Source organism: Listeria aquatica (assembly GCF_014223975.1).
Classification (GTDB): Bacteria; Bacillota; Bacilli; order Lactobacillales; family Listeriaceae; genus Listeria; species Listeria aquatica.
This window is the reverse complement of the sequence record NZ_JAARRM010000002.1, coordinates 190552-206089: the sequence shown is the minus strand read 5'-3', so window position 1 is coordinate 206089 and position 15538 is coordinate 190552. Positions and strand designations below refer to the sequence as shown.

The window sequence follows — 15538 nt, the reverse complement described above, 5'->3', positions numbered from 1 at the left end:
GTTAGGAAAGAATAAATTTTAACTTGTGGAGGATTTTATTAATGAGCGAAAATATTTATGATTTAGCACACGGCTTAGAACGTGGGATTCGTGAAACAGATGAATTCAAGAGCTTAGAAGAAGCTTATAAAAAAGTAACAGAAGATGCAGAAGCAAAGGAAAAATTCGATCGTTTTCGTGAAATTCAAATTACGATTCAAGAAAAACAAATGACAGGTCAAGATATTGATGATGAAACGGTTGATCGTGCGCAAAAAGTAGCAGAAGAAGTTCAACAAAATGAACTAATTCTTGGCTTGATGGAAAAAGAGCAAGCGATGAGCACAATTATTAATGATTTGAATCGCATCATCATGATGCCGCTTCAATCGTTGTATGAAGTGAAAGAATAAAGGAAAAAGATACTCGCTTACAAGCGGGTATCTTTTTTTGTGCCAAATTATATCTTGGAATTCGAGTGGGAAAGGTGGAGACCTAAAGGAATAAAATGTATAAAGTCACAAATTAGACACAGACAAATTTTTTTGTTTGTGCTATTGTATACATATTGTACATGTTAAGCGTGAGCCCGTGAGAACATGATTTAACCGCTTTGGGAGGATACTTGAAAATAAATGGGAAATGTTAATCGAATATTACGTATAGCACAGATTGTTTTGATGGTTTTCACAATTTTTATGGTATTTGGGGGGATTTATCTTTTATTAAAATTTATCCCAGTAACTTTGATGGGGATTTTATACTGGGGCGTTATAGCGTTGTTTTATTTGAGCTTAGTCATTGGGCGATTGACAGGAATGGGAAATGGAATTGGTGGCATTCTAGTTATTTGCGGAGCACTTTGGAATGCGATGGCAAGTTTAAATGGGTATGAATTCATGATGATGCCAGAGTGGTTTTTTAAAGTTCCATGGGTGCTTGTTTTGGGTGGTTTGATTATTCTTAGTATGGATATGTATTTGAAACGTGAAGTTGTAAATTCTAACAAGTTGTTGACCAAAAGAAATTTTGGGATGCTCCTTATGAATGTCCTCGTGATGATTGGCGTATATTTTCTCATCCATGCACCACGCGTTACTTTAGCAAATGTGGATCAAGGTATTTCTATTACCTACTTTACTGGAATTTATTTATATCTTTCGCTAGCTGCTATTTGGCTGACAGTTCTTGCTTTAGGGTTAGTAATTGTAAATATTAAGCGAACTTTTAAAATAGGAACTAGCGTTGTCAGTTTCCTGAGCATACTAATTTTGGATAGTATCTATTTTATGATTCCAGCGAGTTTTTGGTTTGGGCTTAACCCGATCTTGTTAAGTTTGTATATGGTGACTTTTATAGCCGTGCTACCAGTAGCAAAAAGAAGCTAGGATAAAATAAAAAAATGAGGATAACTTGTTAAAAGTAAAAGAACAGAAATCGCTCAATGAAGCCATTTTCAAAATGGGATGCTTGACGATTCTGTTCTTTTTTGTTTTATGTTCCAAACTTTTTTTATCTATTGAAAAAAGTTATTCCTCAGTGTTTTAGATACCCAATTGAATTCGAATAATAAATTTTTGCGAATGAGACTCAATTTGGAAATCGGCTCGGATATAACTACGAAGAATTTTTGAAAGAATGTATAGCCCTAGACCGGAATGACCATCTTTCGTAGAAACATTTTTTTTAGTAAAGTCCTGTATGGTTAGCGGTTGATTTTGAGGGGAAGTAGAATTCTCAATTTTAATAGTGTTTTCTGTTAAATGGATAGATATGAATGGCTTTTCTGCGTCTTTAGCCGCTTCACTGGCGTTATCAATAAGGATCGATAAAATTCGAATATAATCAATTTCGTCAATGTAAATATTATTAATAGGATTAGGGATATGAAGGTCGATGGTTATCCCATTTTCTTGAATAAAAACTAACTTTTGAAATAAAATACTCTGAATTGACGGGAGAAATATTCGGCTTATTTGCGATTCGAAATCGCTTTTTACAATTTTATTCGTATAAGCAGTCAGTGATTTTAAAAGATTTAGAGCTTCTTCATTTTTATTTTCTTTAATATATAGGACAAGAGAAAATAAGGTTGCTCGGTAGTCATGCATAAATTCACTTGTAACATGAGAAATCTCATTTTCTTCTCTTAGTTTTTGTATCAAACTTTTGAAATCTCGCTTTTGCATTTCTTCTTTTATGATGATGAACGCAATGATGACTATGCTAAAGCTAAAAAGAAAGTGCAAGATTCCCCAAAAATGATATACATGTGTTGCAGGTAATGTGAAATAAAAACGTAAAATATTGGATAGTAAGAATATAGATAAAAGAATTAAAGTGAAGAGGGTATGCTTTTTATTATAGCGTATAAGTAATTGATACCAATGGAATTTTTTAGCTAGTAATCGAACAGTTGAACAAATTGCAATGGTCAGCAAAAAATGTACGATCGCGAATATGTGTAAAAACGATTCTTTACTGAAAATCCAGTACCAATCTAGGGAAAGCATGAAGGAAGCAGTAGATAACGAGAAAAAAAGCAGAAAAACAATAGTTGAAATAAAAAAATTGTTTATTCGATTAATGAGAAAAATAAAAAGTAAAATATATACACTAAAGCTAAAGAATATTGTATAAACCCCAAAAATAAGATAAATAATAGTAATGGAAATTAAAACAGTCGTGATAAGGGATATTTCTTTTAAATTGATAAACATGGGGAAAAGTAATAAAAATGTAGTAACTATGAAATTAATAGCGAGTACTGTGATCCAAAACATATACATAAAAAGGCACCTACTCTTAATTTAAAGATTGGATATATTTTTTGACTTTATTTATAATTCTAATCCCTACTTCAATTTTTAACCCATTTGCAAATTGAATTAAATGCTCTATTTTGCTGATATAGGTAATTTCATTGATATTGAGAATGATCGAATTTAATCCAGTATATAGAAAAGGAGTATCAATTTGTTTTTTTAATTCGGAAATTTTTTGATTAAAGACAAATCTACCAGACTTCGTGATAAGATCAACAGTACCACGGCTGCTTTTAATTGTTTGGATAAGGATAATATCGCTATAAGGGATATTAACAACAGTCGAATCTATTTTTAAATGCAAAAAACCTTTTGAGGAGACTCTTATTTTAATAAAGTTGTTAATGGAATTAACTGTTTTTTCTAGTTCATGGAAGGTCTCAGCTAAGAGGTCTTCTTTTTTTAAAATATAACTAAAAGGTAGAATGTGTTCGGATAGAATATCTAGCGTGTATTGTGGATGACTCGTGAAGAAAAGAATAAAGCAGTTAGAGTTGAGTGTACGAATGGCTTTTGCAATATCTACCCCGTTGAATTGAATTTTTAAATCTATGTCTAATATAAAAACGTCATTATCGTGGATAGCAATTTTAGGAAGAGTTTGGAAAAAATCAAAGATGTTTGTAGGCGCTTGTATCTCACTAAAATTAAGAAAGTATGCATCTTTAATCAATCGAGTTACAGAAGTTCTTAGTTGCTCACGATAAAGAAAGTTATCTTCAATAATAAAAATCTTTGGCAAGCTATCACTCCTCGCGTCAATGTATCAAAATTTATACATGGATGTAAACTAAGAAGTTTATTTTTCATTTATTATATAAAAAAGAACAAAATGTGAACAAAAATTTAAAAAGTGCTAGTTTGTCTCACAAAATTTAAAAAAAAGATTGATTTCAAGTTGCTAAAATAAAATTAACAGAAAGGAGGGTAGTGATGGATTTTATCAGTTTACATGAGAAAGTGACAGAAGGTAACAATTTGTTTTACTTTCTGCTTGACATGTTTCCGTTTGAAAAAAAGCGGATGCGGCGCACCGAAGAATACCATGTGGAGACTACTAGTTTAATCTTAGTTACTAAAGGCATTGTTGCAAAAAAAACGAAGCACTTTAATACAGAAAACGGTATCTACAGTTTATTAGTGCAAGGTTCAATATTGTGGCTCATGAATCATGAAGAAGATATAGTCTTAGAAAATGAACATGACGCTGAAATAGCAATATTAAACAAATCAGTGGTTTTTGAAAAACTTGATCGCGATGGTCTATTATCACATTTATTGCTTGAACAATTAATTCAAAAACAAAAAGAATATCAATTTCAGTCTTATATTCTCCACGATGGCAAAGCTAGAATCGCAGCCATTCTTCTTTATTTAGCAGCATTGAATAAAGAAATGTATAGCTTTGATAATTTTATTATACCGTACAATACGAGATTTACAAAATTAGCTTCTTATGGTTACTGTAGTCGATCACTTGTGGCCAAAACCGTCAAGGAACTTGAATCTATGCATGTAATAAAAAAAGTTGATAAAAAAATCGAAATATTCGATCTTAGGAAAATGAACCAATGGATTCAATTAGGGGGTAAATTATGAGAGAAAAATTTAAAAAAGGTATAGCGGTTTTTGTTGTGAGTAATGTTTTAGTATCAAGTGTTCTTCTGGAGATCCCTAAAATTGGTAGCGCATCTGAAACAAGGCATTCAGAAACTAGAGCTGTTACTGTAACACCAGAAAATCAGTTAAAGGATCCACAAGTAACGAAAGGCATCAATAAATTTAATTCTTGGGATACTTACTATCATGGAGCCTTAAATCCAAATATGAGCACAGATGGAAAAGGAGCATTTATCGTTGGCGATGGGATCACAGTTTCTTCTCTTGCAGATGGCGTTCATTTTTGGATAAAAAACTCCAAGAAAGCATGGATCACACAAAAAGTACACGTGCTTAAAGGAGAAACCTATACTCTATCATTTGACAGTTTGAACAAAGACTCTGAATGGAATATTTTAGGAAGTGGTGTTCCAGCAGCAATCTATCAAGTAGGGACTAGTTTTGCACCGAGCGATTTCATTACAGAGTCAGGAACTGGAAAGAGGCACGTAATTAAATATAAGGCAATTAAAACGGAAGATGTTAATGTTTCAGTTGGATCAGAACGCGCTGCAGGTATTGGAGCATCAGGACTGGACATCAGAAATATTTCATTTATAAATGCAGACACAACGGCACCAGAAGTGCCAGCAGTAAACCCAGTTTATACAGATGAAAATATTGTATCTGGTACGGGTGAAGCGAATACAAAGATTATTGTTACGACAGAAAAAGGGGAAAATTTTGAAGGGAATACAGATGATTATGGGAAATTTTCGCTTATATTAACTTCAAAACAAATCGCGGGACGTAAGTTGACGGTTGTTAATAAAGATATTGCAGGTAACGTAAGTGATCCAGTTTCAGTAGAGGTTCGTCAAGGTGAACTTGTAGCACCGATCATTGGAAGAGTAACTAATAATACGACAAAAATAGTAGGGTTGGCAGATCTGGCTGTTTCTGTAAATATTAAAGTTATTAAAGCAAACTCAACGGAAATTCCGTATAGTGGAGCAACAGACGAGTCGGGAAACTTTTCTATTAACATTCCAAAACCCGATTATGGAGATAAGGTTCAAGTCTATACAACCGCAATCGGGAAAGTAAGTCCGATTACTGAACTTAAGGTGGAGGACGTATTGCTGCCAGAAACCCCTGTTGTAGATGAGGTTGATACAGAAACAACACAAATTACAGGTAAAGGAACACCTGGAAACAAAGTTAAAGTAACTCTTCCTAACTTGACAGAATTGACAACTGATGTAAAGAGTAATGGCGAATTTGCTATTGAAGTTCCTAAGCAACTAAAAGACGCTAATATTATTGTTCAACAAGTTAAACCATCAGGACTTCACAGCGAGAAAGTAAATATTAAAGTAACTCCAGCAGTTCCAGTTATTGGGACCATTACTGCGAACACATATACTTCTGGAGGAACGACGATTACGGGTACTTATACTGGAGATGTTACGAAAGCTAGACTAACTGTTAATGGCAAAGTTGTTTCTTGGGGAGGATCGTTTGCAAACAACAGATTCTCATATTTTGTCGGCGCAGGTAAAATTAAAGCAGGCGACGTAGTGAAAATTGCTGGTTTTTCGAATAAAGATAAGTTATTAGATGAAAAAACAGTAACAGTTATCACGAATATAAGAGGTACTATCACACCTAAAAGTTATACATTAGGTAATGTGCTAGTCGAAGGAGATTACACAGGAGAAGTTGCAAAAGCTCGACTTTCTGTGAACAATCAAGTCATTTCTTGGGGTGGAAGTTTTAATGCTAACAAATTTTCTTACTATGTTGGATCAGGGAAAATAAAAGCTGGTGACGTAGTAAAAATTGCTGCCTATAGTAAAGACGATGAATTGTTAGATGAAAAGCAAGTTGTAGTTGATAGCGGTTTGGAAGGGAGTATTACTCCAGATCCATATCAAATTGGAAGTTCATCTATTACTGGGAAATATACTGGGACACCTTATACAGCAAAACTTTCAATCAATGGAAGATTAGTTTCTAGTGGTGGAACTTTCGCTAATGGTTCTTTCAGTTATTATGTATCTCCTACAAAAATTAAAGCTGGGGATACAGTGAAATTGTCACTATATAATCAGGTAAATGGAGTCATTGACGAGCAGATTGTTGCTATTGCAGGTGATACGAATGGGACAATTACTCCCGCTGACTATACACTTGGTGAACTTTCTATTAAAGGAACTTATAGTGGGGACGTTGCATTAGCTCGAGTTTATATAAATGATGTAGCACAATCATTTGGCGGAGATTTCAGAAATGGAACTTTCACTTACTATGTTGGAAATAAAATCAAATATGGGGATCAAGTAAAAATTGTAGGTTACGATAAAAACGGAAAAGTACTAGATTCCGGTAAAGCTATTGTTGTTAATAACCCAGATATGGAAAGAAATGTAACATTAAATGCATATAAATTGGGACAAAAAACTATTACAGGAACGTATACAGGAGATATTGCAAAGGCTCGGGTCTATATCAATGGCGTTGCTCAGGCCTGGGGTGGAACTTTTAGTAGTGGAGCATTTTCTTATTATATTGGAAATAAAATTAAAGCAGGAGATGTAGTTAAATTATCCTTTTTCAATAAATTTGATTCACCAGTAGTTGAAAATCAATCATTGACTGTCACTCCATAAATTTTCAAATAGCTAACTCTAACTATACAAACTTAAAAGTTCGTATGAAACTAAAGGTATAGTAGCAAAATAGTGAAGCCAATTATGCTAAATTTAAGCTCTGTATAGAGTTGTTGAAATGGTTCACTAGTTATAACTTATAACTAGTGAACCATTTATTAAGAGAAATGGAGGGGGAATATGCGAAACGGATTACTAAGTGTAGGGTTAGGAATTATATTATTTCTTATTGCTTGTTCAAATGATACAGGTAAATCTAAACAAACAAGCGCAAATGGGGAAGATGTTCAACAAGTGGGAGCAAAAGCAAGAGATAAAGTTATAGATGGAATTAGAATTAAAGTGGAACAGCGACATATTGATGAGAAAGTAAAGAATCAAAAAACACAATTATTATATACGTTCGTTATTTCGGGCGAAAACGTAAGTTCTGTTAATAAGGGTCTAGGCTCAATTGATTTTATCTTAAAAACAAAAAGTGGAAAAGAAGTACGAGTAGATTCATCAATGGCAATGTTTGGTGATGAAATCGAACCTGGAAAGAGAATAAAAGGAAAAGTTTCTTTTGCACTAGATAAAAAACAAATCGGAACAAAGCTTGTTTATAAACCAGTTAATAAAGAACTTGCGGAATGGGATGTGTTGCCAAAATGAAAGTTGTAACTATTGGTCTTGGATATATTGGACTTCCAACTTCATTAATGTTTGCAAGGCACGGGGCAGAAGTCGTAGGAGTAGATATTTCTAAGCGGGTTGTTGGTTTTTTAAATGCAGGGCACGTATTGATTGAGGAGCCAGGTCTTGAGGCGTATTTGACAGAGGCGCTTTTACAACAAAAATTCAAAGCAAGCCTAATACCTGAGGAAGGGGATGTTTTTATTATTGCTGTCCCTACTCCAAACTTATCGGATAAATACGGAAGTTGTGATCTTACCTATGTCAAGAAAGCTATAGAATCAATTCTTCCTTATTTGAAAAAAGGCAATACGGTTATTATTGAGTCTACGATTGCACCTTGTACTACAGAAGATATTATTCAACCTCTAATTGAAAAGGTAGGCTTTCAAATAGGAGAGGACATTTTTTTAGTTCATTGCCCAGAACGGGTTTTACCTGGAAAAATTTTGCACGAACTAGTAAACAATAACCGTATTATTGGTGGTGTAACTGAAAAATGTACTCAAAAGGGAATAGAAATATATGGACTTTTTGTTAAGGGAAAATCACTTGGGGCTAGTGCAAGTGCTGCTGAGCTAGCTAAACTCATGGAAAATACGTATCGGGATGTTAATATCGCGCTTGCTAATGAACTAGTGCTAATTAGTGAGAAGCTAGGTATTGATGCATTAAGTGTTATTCAGTTGGCTAATGAGCATCCTCGTGTAGATATTCATCAACCTGGTCCTGGGGTAGGAGGTCATTGTCTTGCAGTTGATCCCTATTTTATTATTGCTAAAGCACCAGAGCGAGCACAGCTTATCCATCAAGCTAGAAAAATTAATAGTCAAATGCCTGGATTTATTGTGAATCAAGTACAAGAAATCATGGAAGAAAATAAAGGCACGAAAGTAACTGTCTTAGGTTTAACTTATAAAGGGAACGTGGATGACATTCGTGAAAGTCCTTCTCTTCAAATCATTAATGAATTGGAGCGATCCACTAGCTATCAAATAGTTATTTTCGATCCTTATGTAGCAGAGGTTGGGACGTCAAGTATTGAAGAAGCTTTAGTAAATAGTGATTTAGCACTTGTATTAACCGATCATGATGAATTTAAAGAAATATCAGAAAAACAAATCCGTAATATGAAGACTCCAATTTTGTTTGACACTAAAAACTGTGTAAAAACATTGAACCAATTTGAAAAGGAGTACTCATTGGGAAGGCTACCATCAGTTAAACAACTGGAAATGTAGGTAGTTATGAATAATTAGGAGAAAACCATGAATGAACGAATTGATATGAAAAAAATTATACTTACGATAAGGGAAAATACTTGGATCTTAATATCGATTGTTAGTTTAATGATTCTGAGTATGTTTATATATATGAATTGTTTTTCTATTCCTGTTTATCAAAAAAATACTCAAATATTGGTTAATCAATCAGAAAAGTCTCAAGCAAATGGTGTAGATTCGCAAACAGTACAGGCGGATTTACAACTTGTGAGCACTTATAGCACAATCATTTCAAGTCCCCGAATTTTAGAGAAGGTGCAATATAACTTAGAAAAAAAATACAGCATTCAAGAACTAGTAGAAATGATAAAAGTTAAAAATACAGCTAATTCGCAGATCATTGACATAAGTGTGGAAGATACTAGTCCTCAAATTGCATCGCAAATTGCCAATTTGACTGCGCGCATATTCATAGAAGAAGTTCCGAAAATTATGAAAATAGATAACGTGACAACACTTTCTAAAGCACAGTATCTTGGTAACGAGATACCTGTGAAGCCCAAAAAAGCACTCCTAATGCTGCTCGCTTTTTTTGTAGGAATTTTATTCGCTTTTAGTTTCATATTTATCAAATTATTGTTTGAGCGAACTTTCACTTCAATAAATGAGCTGGAAGAATATTTAGGAATTTATGTTCTTGGAGAAGTCAGTGTTTTTCAAAGGAAAGAATTATTTCGATCAGAAAAAAAGAGAAGGAGGTAGCTGCGTGGCACGAGCGAAAAAGCAAAACCAACGAAATCAAAAAGAAGAGTATTATTCTTCTGTTAGTGAACAATTTAAGTTGATTCGTACAAACATTGATTTTTCAAGCATTGATGAAGATATACAAGTTATTCTTATTACTTCGCCGGAAAGTGGCACAGGGAAATCAACAATAACTTCTCATTTGGCAGTGGCCTATGCACAGAAAGGAGCACGTACTCTTTTAATTGATGCAGATTTGCGTAAACCAACATTGCACAAATATTTCTCTAAAAATTTATATCTTGGACTTTCAAACGTAATAAAAAGCGATGTATGTCTTGAAGATTGTTTACAAAAGATTTCACTAGCTGACTGCTCACTTTCTATTTTAACTAGTGGTCCAATAATTCAAAATCCGAATGATTTACTTTCTTCAAAGCGAATGAATGAACTTATTGAAACTTTGCGAGGATCATTTGACAAAATTATTATTGATACACCACCAGTAACAGTTGTGTCTGATGCCTTAGTACTCGCTGATTCTGTTGATGGCACGGTTCTTGTTTGTAGATACCGTAAAACACTGAAGGAAAAAGCTAGACATGCTGTTAATCAACTTCGGCTGTCAAAATCAAAGTTACTGGGTGTTATTTTTAATGGAACAAAAAATGCTGAAAATTATTATTACTAAGGGGATATTACCGTGAATATGGTATTTCAAACAAAAGAAAAAGCAGAGTATGTAAAATGGAAAATGCGAGGAGACCGTGTTATGAGTCTAGTCGCGCTTCTCCTATTTTTTCCGTTGTTTTTACTTATTGGTTTTTGCATTAAAATCACAGATTGGAAATCACCAATTTTATTTAAGCAAAAAAGAGTGGGAAAAGAAGGACGAACATTTTATATGTATAAATTTAGAACGATGTGTCCAGATGCTGAAGCTCAATTTGAGCAGTATTTAAAACAAAATGAAATTGAAGGAGCAATGTTTAAGATAAGGGAGGATCCTCGTGTGACAAAAATGGGGCGTATTCTTCGGAAAACAAGTTTAGATGAGTTGCCACAAATTTGGAACGTGCTTAAAGGGGAAATGAGTCTTGTTGGCCCAAGACCTCCCTTGCCACGCGAAGTGGCAGAATATTCACTTTACGATAAGCAACGCCTATTAATTACACCCGGATGCACTGGGCTGTGGCAAGTTAGTGGACGAAATCAACTTAGTTTTAAAGAGATGGTAGAACTGGATCTTCATTATATTCATCATCTGTCATGGAAACAAGATTTTAAAATTATTTGTAAGACAATCCTTGTTGTGATTTTGCTGAAAGGAGCTTATTAAAGTGCGAGGAAAACGAATTCAATTACTAGGTAGCAACTTGGATGCTCTTACAATGCAAGAAAGCATAGCCAGAATTGAAAAGTTGATTTTAAGTAAAAAGCCAATTCAACATGTAGTAATTAACGCAAGTAAAGTTAATTTATTAGCACGTGATGAAAAATTAAGAGCTATTATCAATGAAAGTCCAATCGTGAATGCAGATGGGCAATCGATTATTTGGGCAGCTCGCTTTTTAGGCCATGACATTCCAGAGCGCGTGACGGGGATTGATCTATTCCAAGCACTTATTCAACACGCAGAAAAAAAGGGGTTGCGTCCTTACTATTTTGGTGCCACAGAGGAAGTGGTCCAACAAGTTGTTAAAAAGCACCGGGAAATGTATCCCATGTTGGATATTGCAGGCTACAGAAATGGTTATTTTAAAGATTGGGAATCGTTTCAAATTGCGGAAGAAATTAAAGCAAGTCAGGCAGATTTACTATTTGTAGCATTTTCTTCGCCTAAAAAGGAATTTTGGATAGATGCACATAAAGATATAATGCAAGTGCCATTTGTGATGGGAGTTGGAGGTAGTTTTGACATTGTTGCAGGAAAAACAAAACGTGCTCCTAAATGGATTCAAAAAATTGGAATGGAATGGTTCTATCGTTTTCTGCAAGAGCCAGTTAGAATGTTTGAACGCTATGTAGTTGGGAATTTTCACTTTGTCAAACTTGTATTACGAGAAAAGAGAAAACAAAAATGGAGCTAACTAGGATAGAAAAACAGCCACTTAACATTACAACTTTTATGATACTCATCATTATTTTTCCGTTGATTGATTTTTTAAATGGTTTTTTTCTTTCATCATATATTCCCATCCCCATTGGAGTTATATTTCGTTTTGTTTTTTTTACTTTTCTTTTCATCATGATTCTAGTTGAAACAATACCCAAAACAAACCTATCGTTATTTACATTTTTATTTCTTTCAGGAAATGTTTGTATTTTTCTTTTTCAAAGTCTTCTTTTGCAAAATTCATTTTCATGGATATTATCAGATCTGGCGATTTTTATTAAATATTTTTTATGGGTTCTAATTCCTTACTACATTTATCAAAGAAAAAAGTTTTTTCAAACACTTGATTATGAAAAGATGTTCATTGTGATTAGTGTTCTCTTTACCACACTATTAATCATCCCTTACCTGTTAGGAGTGGGTTATCAAACTTATGAAAATTCGGATGCTGGCTATAAAGGATTCTTTTTTGCAAATAATGATACAAGCTTTGCGTTCATTGTATCTATCACATTTACAGCAAAAGCACTAGTTCAACAAATTCAAAGAAAGTGGGGCGCTCATCTGTTCTTTTTATTGCTTCTTTATACGGGAAATGTTTTATGCTTTTTACTAGTGAGTACCAAGACAGGGATTATATATGGAGCATGTATAACTAGCATTATACTTTTTCAGCTTTTATTTATTGTAAAATATCGTTCTACTTGTCATAAAGTTTTTGTTTGGCTAACAAGTCTATCTTTTATGGGTTGGATTATTTTACGGGGCGTTTTTTATGTGAAACGAATGATTGCTGGTACTTATGAGCGGATTGTTTATTTTTATTATCTTTATGATGGAGACCTTGTGCGTTTGTTATCCAGTTCTAGGAGCGATTTTTTGGAAGGAGGATTTATCCGGTTTTTAGAGAGCCCCTATCCAACTTTTACGATGCTTTTCGGACAAGGATTTGAATATAGATTGCAGCATTTTGGAAGGCTCGGACTCATCGAAATGGATTTTTTTGATGCTTTTTTTGGATTAGGTTTATTAGGGATTTTACTACTTGTTCTCTTAGTTGGCTATTACGCCTCTTTAGCAATGAAAAAGAAAAGTCTCTCTATTTACAGCTATTTACTTATTGTTAGTCTTCTTTATAGTTTTTTTGCTGGTCATGTTTTATTCTCCGCGCTATCATCTACTCTTTTAGGATTAATTTGTGGTGGCATTATTTTATTAAAGAAAGAATGAGGTAGATTTGAAAAAGCTATTAGTACGATTCGGACAATTTTCAATTGGTTCGATTGGAGCAGCACTCTTAAATTTAATATTAATTCCAGTAACAACTTATTTTTTATCGCCAACAGAATATGGGAAAACTAGTATGTTTTTACTTGCGCAAACCCTTCTTATTTATGTGATCTATTTGGGGTTCGATCAGGCGTTTACGCGAGAGTTCTACAGTCACAAAAATAAAAAGCAACTTCTTACTCAGTCAATTTTCACGCCTCTTTTATCAACAGTTGTCTTAGGGATTGTCATGTGCATTTTTGCTTCTATGATCTCTAAATGGCTTTTTGCGAGCTCACAATATCAGGTAGTCGTTTATATACTTGCCATTTCTAACATCCTTCTTATTTTTGAACGTTTTATTTTATTGTTTGTGCGAATGGAAAATCGTGCAATAACTTTTTCACTCTATAGTATTGGAATCAAATTTGCCATCTTAATGAGCACAACTATGGCATTGTTTTCTTTTGAAGCTAATTTTATAACGGTTGTTTATGGGATGCTGATTGGACAAATGGTAGGCGACACCCTTCTTCTTTTACTAAATGTTCGGCTTTTTCGACATGCTGAAAAACACATTGACAAATGGCTTATTAAAAGCTTAGCTAAGTTTGGCTTACCAGTTGCAATCGGAACATTCCTCTACAGTCTTTTTATCGTTATGGATAAAGTCTTTTTACGCTATTTTGCTAATTTTGAGGAACTGGGAATTTACGCAGCTGCATTTAAAATAGCAAGTGCTCTTATGATAGTACAAGTTAGTTTTGCCAATTTTTGGATTCCTACTGCGTATCAGTGGTATGAACAACAAAAGCCAGTTAGATACTATAAAAATGTAAGTGATGCGGTAATGTTTACCATTGCTTTTTTTTATCTTGCCGTGCTTTTTTTCAAAGATTGGATTGTTATAATTCTTTCTCCGGCATACAGTGAGGCACAATATATCTTTCCTTTTCTTTGCTTTTACCCACTTATGATGACAGTCAGTGAAACAACAAATTTGGGAATTGTTTTTTTGAAAAAGAGCAGGTTGAATATTTATGTTTCTATTATAGCTCTTTTTGGCGCCTTGCTACTTAATTCGATACTGGTACCTACGTATGGAGCCGTCGGAGCAGCTATTGCAACAGGGACTGCGTATATTCTCTTTTTCCTTGCGAGAACGTACTTTTCAATGCGCATTTGGGAAGGCTTTTCCGTTAAGCGTCATATGATGCTTACGGGTCTTCTTTACTTGCTACCAATTTATAGTCTTACTGTTAAAAATATATGGCTAGAAAGGGGAATGATCCTGGTAGGATTTGTTTTGCTCTTTCATTTTTACCGGAATGAACTTAAACAAATTTTGGGAGTACTTAAAAAGAAAGGATTTAATGAAGTATGAATATTTTAATGATTGGTCCTGATTCCAAGGAAAAGGGGGGCATTGCAACCGTGGTTGCTAATTTTAAAACCTATTATTCAAGTGCTGACCATCAATTATTCTTTTTGAGTTCGTGGTCGAGAGAAGATAGATGGTTGACTGAATGGCGGGCACTGTTTTCTATCCGAAAAATTATTTTTGAAAAGAAAATTGATATTGTACATTTTCATGTTGCTCAAAAGGGGAGTTTCTTTCGTAAAATGCTTTTAAGAAAGCTTATTCCACATTACTGTAAAATTGTTTTTCATATGCATGCATCTCAATTTGATGTGTTTTATCAAAAGAGCAGTTCTTTGACAAGAAAATGGATAAGGCAAGCCCTTAATAAAATTGACCATATTGTAGTTTTAGGTGGGGAGTGGGAGAAATTTTACCGAAGATTAACTCGAACACCCATTTCAGTTATTCAAAATGCGGTTTGTATTCCAGAAACTGTTTTTTTTAATAAAAGGGCCCGTTCCGTAGTAACTTTTGGACAAATTGGTAAACGGAAAGGAAGCTATGACTTGCTAGAAGTGGCAAAGAATATCGAGCCGATATTTCCGGATATATGTTTTACGTTATATGGAGATGGTGAAGTTGAAAAGGTGCAGAAACAAATAGAAAAAATGAGACTAACAAATGTGAAACTTGGTGGTTGGGTGAGAAAATCAGAGCAAGAAAAGATATTGAAAAATACTTTATTACACTATCTTCCTTCTTATCACGAAGGACTTCCGATGGCCGTCCTAGAAACGATGGCTGCTGGAATCCCCAATATGTCGACTGATGTTGGCAGCATTTCTGATGCTGTAAAAAATGGAAAAAATGGAATTTTAACTAAGTCAGGAGATATTGCAGAAATGACAAAACAAATGCTCCAATTTCTTGAGCACCCCACTCTTCAGATGCAATATTCGAGAAATGCACGAGAAAAAATTGAGAAGGAATTTTCCATTAAACACTATAATAGTAGGTGGACACAATTTTATAATTCTATCTATCTAAAAGAATAAAGGAAATAACCAGTAAAA

The 15538-nt window shown here is 34.0% G+C and carries 15 protein-coding genes; 13 read left to right on the top strand and 2 right to left on the bottom strand.

Annotation, left to right across the window (positions count from 1 at the left end):
- Positions 1 to 41: 41 nt before the first annotated feature.
- Positions 42 to 392 carry a YlbF/YmcA family competence regulator gene (locus HB912_RS06795; RefSeq protein ID WP_036071178.1) on the top strand — a complete coding sequence of 117 codons (351 nt, stop codon included), beginning with the start codon at positions 42 to 44 and terminating at the stop codon, positions 390 to 392.
- A gap of 222 nt (positions 393 to 614) precedes the next feature.
- A complete protein-coding gene (locus tag HB912_RS06790; RefSeq protein ID WP_185373209.1) occupies positions 615 to 1367 on the top strand; it encodes a hypothetical protein in 753 nt (250 codons plus the stop codon).
- Positions 1368 to 1523: 156 nt separating this feature from the next.
- On the opposite strand, the gene HB912_RS06785 is transcribed toward HB912_RS06790, so the two are convergent.
- Positions 1524 to 2420 (bottom strand): GHKL domain-containing protein, encoded by an 897-nt coding sequence (locus tag HB912_RS06785; RefSeq protein WP_185373207.1) that lies wholly within the window; start codon positions 2418 to 2420, stop codon positions 1524 to 1526.
- 364 nt (positions 2421 to 2784) lie between these two features.
- Positions 2785 to 3546 (bottom strand): LytR/AlgR family response regulator transcription factor, encoded by a 762-nt coding sequence (locus HB912_RS06780; protein ID WP_185373205.1) that lies wholly within the window; start codon positions 3544 to 3546, stop codon positions 2785 to 2787.
- A gap of 191 nt (positions 3547 to 3737) precedes the next feature.
- Between HB912_RS06780 and HB912_RS06775 the strand changes: the two genes are divergently transcribed.
- From HB912_RS06775 to HB912_RS06725, 11 genes are all read left to right on the top strand, one after another.
- Entirely contained in the window at positions 3738 to 4403 is a 666-nt protein-coding gene (locus HB912_RS06775; protein WP_185373203.1) for a hypothetical protein, read from the top strand.
- Positions 4400 to 7075: an immunoglobulin-like domain-containing protein gene (locus HB912_RS06770; RefSeq protein WP_185373201.1), complete on the top strand. Its 2676-nt coding sequence runs from the start codon at positions 4400 to 4402 to the stop codon at positions 7073 to 7075. Before HB912_RS06775 ends, HB912_RS06770 begins: the two co-directional genes overlap by 4 nt.
- A gap of 180 nt (positions 7076 to 7255) precedes the next feature.
- Positions 7256 to 7729 carry a DUF4354 domain-containing protein gene (locus HB912_RS06765; RefSeq protein ID WP_185373199.1) on the top strand — a complete coding sequence of 158 codons (474 nt, stop codon included), beginning with the start codon at positions 7256 to 7258 and terminating at the stop codon, positions 7727 to 7729.
- The gene (locus tag HB912_RS06760) at positions 7726 to 8991 is read left to right on the top strand and encodes a nucleotide sugar dehydrogenase (protein ID WP_185373197.1); all 1266 of its coding nucleotides are present in this window, start codon (positions 7726 to 7728) and stop codon (positions 8989 to 8991) included. Before HB912_RS06765 ends, HB912_RS06760 begins: the two co-directional genes overlap by 4 nt.
- A gap of 27 nt (positions 8992 to 9018) precedes the next feature.
- A complete protein-coding gene (locus HB912_RS06755; RefSeq protein WP_185373195.1) occupies positions 9019 to 9735 on the top strand; it encodes a YveK family protein in 717 nt (238 codons plus the stop codon).
- Positions 9736 to 9739: 4 nt separating this feature from the next.
- Positions 9740 to 10408, top strand: coding sequence for a CpsD/CapB family tyrosine-protein kinase (locus HB912_RS06750; protein WP_342354367.1), 669 nt, complete (start codon positions 9740 to 9742; stop codon positions 10406 to 10408).
- A gap of 18 nt (positions 10409 to 10426) precedes the next feature.
- Positions 10427 to 11056 (top strand): sugar transferase, encoded by a 630-nt coding sequence (locus tag HB912_RS06745; RefSeq protein WP_185373796.1) that lies wholly within the window; start codon positions 10427 to 10429, stop codon positions 11054 to 11056.
- Between the two features lies 1 nt (position 11057).
- Positions 11058 to 11807 carry a WecB/TagA/CpsF family glycosyltransferase gene (locus HB912_RS06740; protein WP_342354366.1) on the top strand — a complete coding sequence of 250 codons (750 nt, stop codon included), beginning with the start codon at positions 11058 to 11060 and terminating at the stop codon, positions 11805 to 11807.
- Positions 11798 to 13063: an O-antigen ligase family protein gene (locus HB912_RS06735; RefSeq protein WP_185373192.1), complete on the top strand. Its 1266-nt coding sequence runs from the start codon at positions 11798 to 11800 to the stop codon at positions 13061 to 13063. Before HB912_RS06740 ends, HB912_RS06735 begins: the two co-directional genes overlap by 10 nt.
- A 7-nt stretch (positions 13064 to 13070) precedes the next feature.
- Positions 13071 to 14486, top strand: coding sequence for a lipopolysaccharide biosynthesis protein (locus HB912_RS06730; protein ID WP_185373190.1), 1416 nt, complete (start codon positions 13071 to 13073; stop codon positions 14484 to 14486).
- Entirely contained in the window at positions 14483 to 15520 is a 1038-nt protein-coding gene (locus HB912_RS06725) for a glycosyltransferase family 4 protein (RefSeq protein WP_185373188.1), read from the top strand. The genes HB912_RS06730 and HB912_RS06725 overlap by 4 nt, the downstream gene beginning before the upstream one ends.
- Positions 15521 to 15538 lie beyond the last annotated feature (18 nt).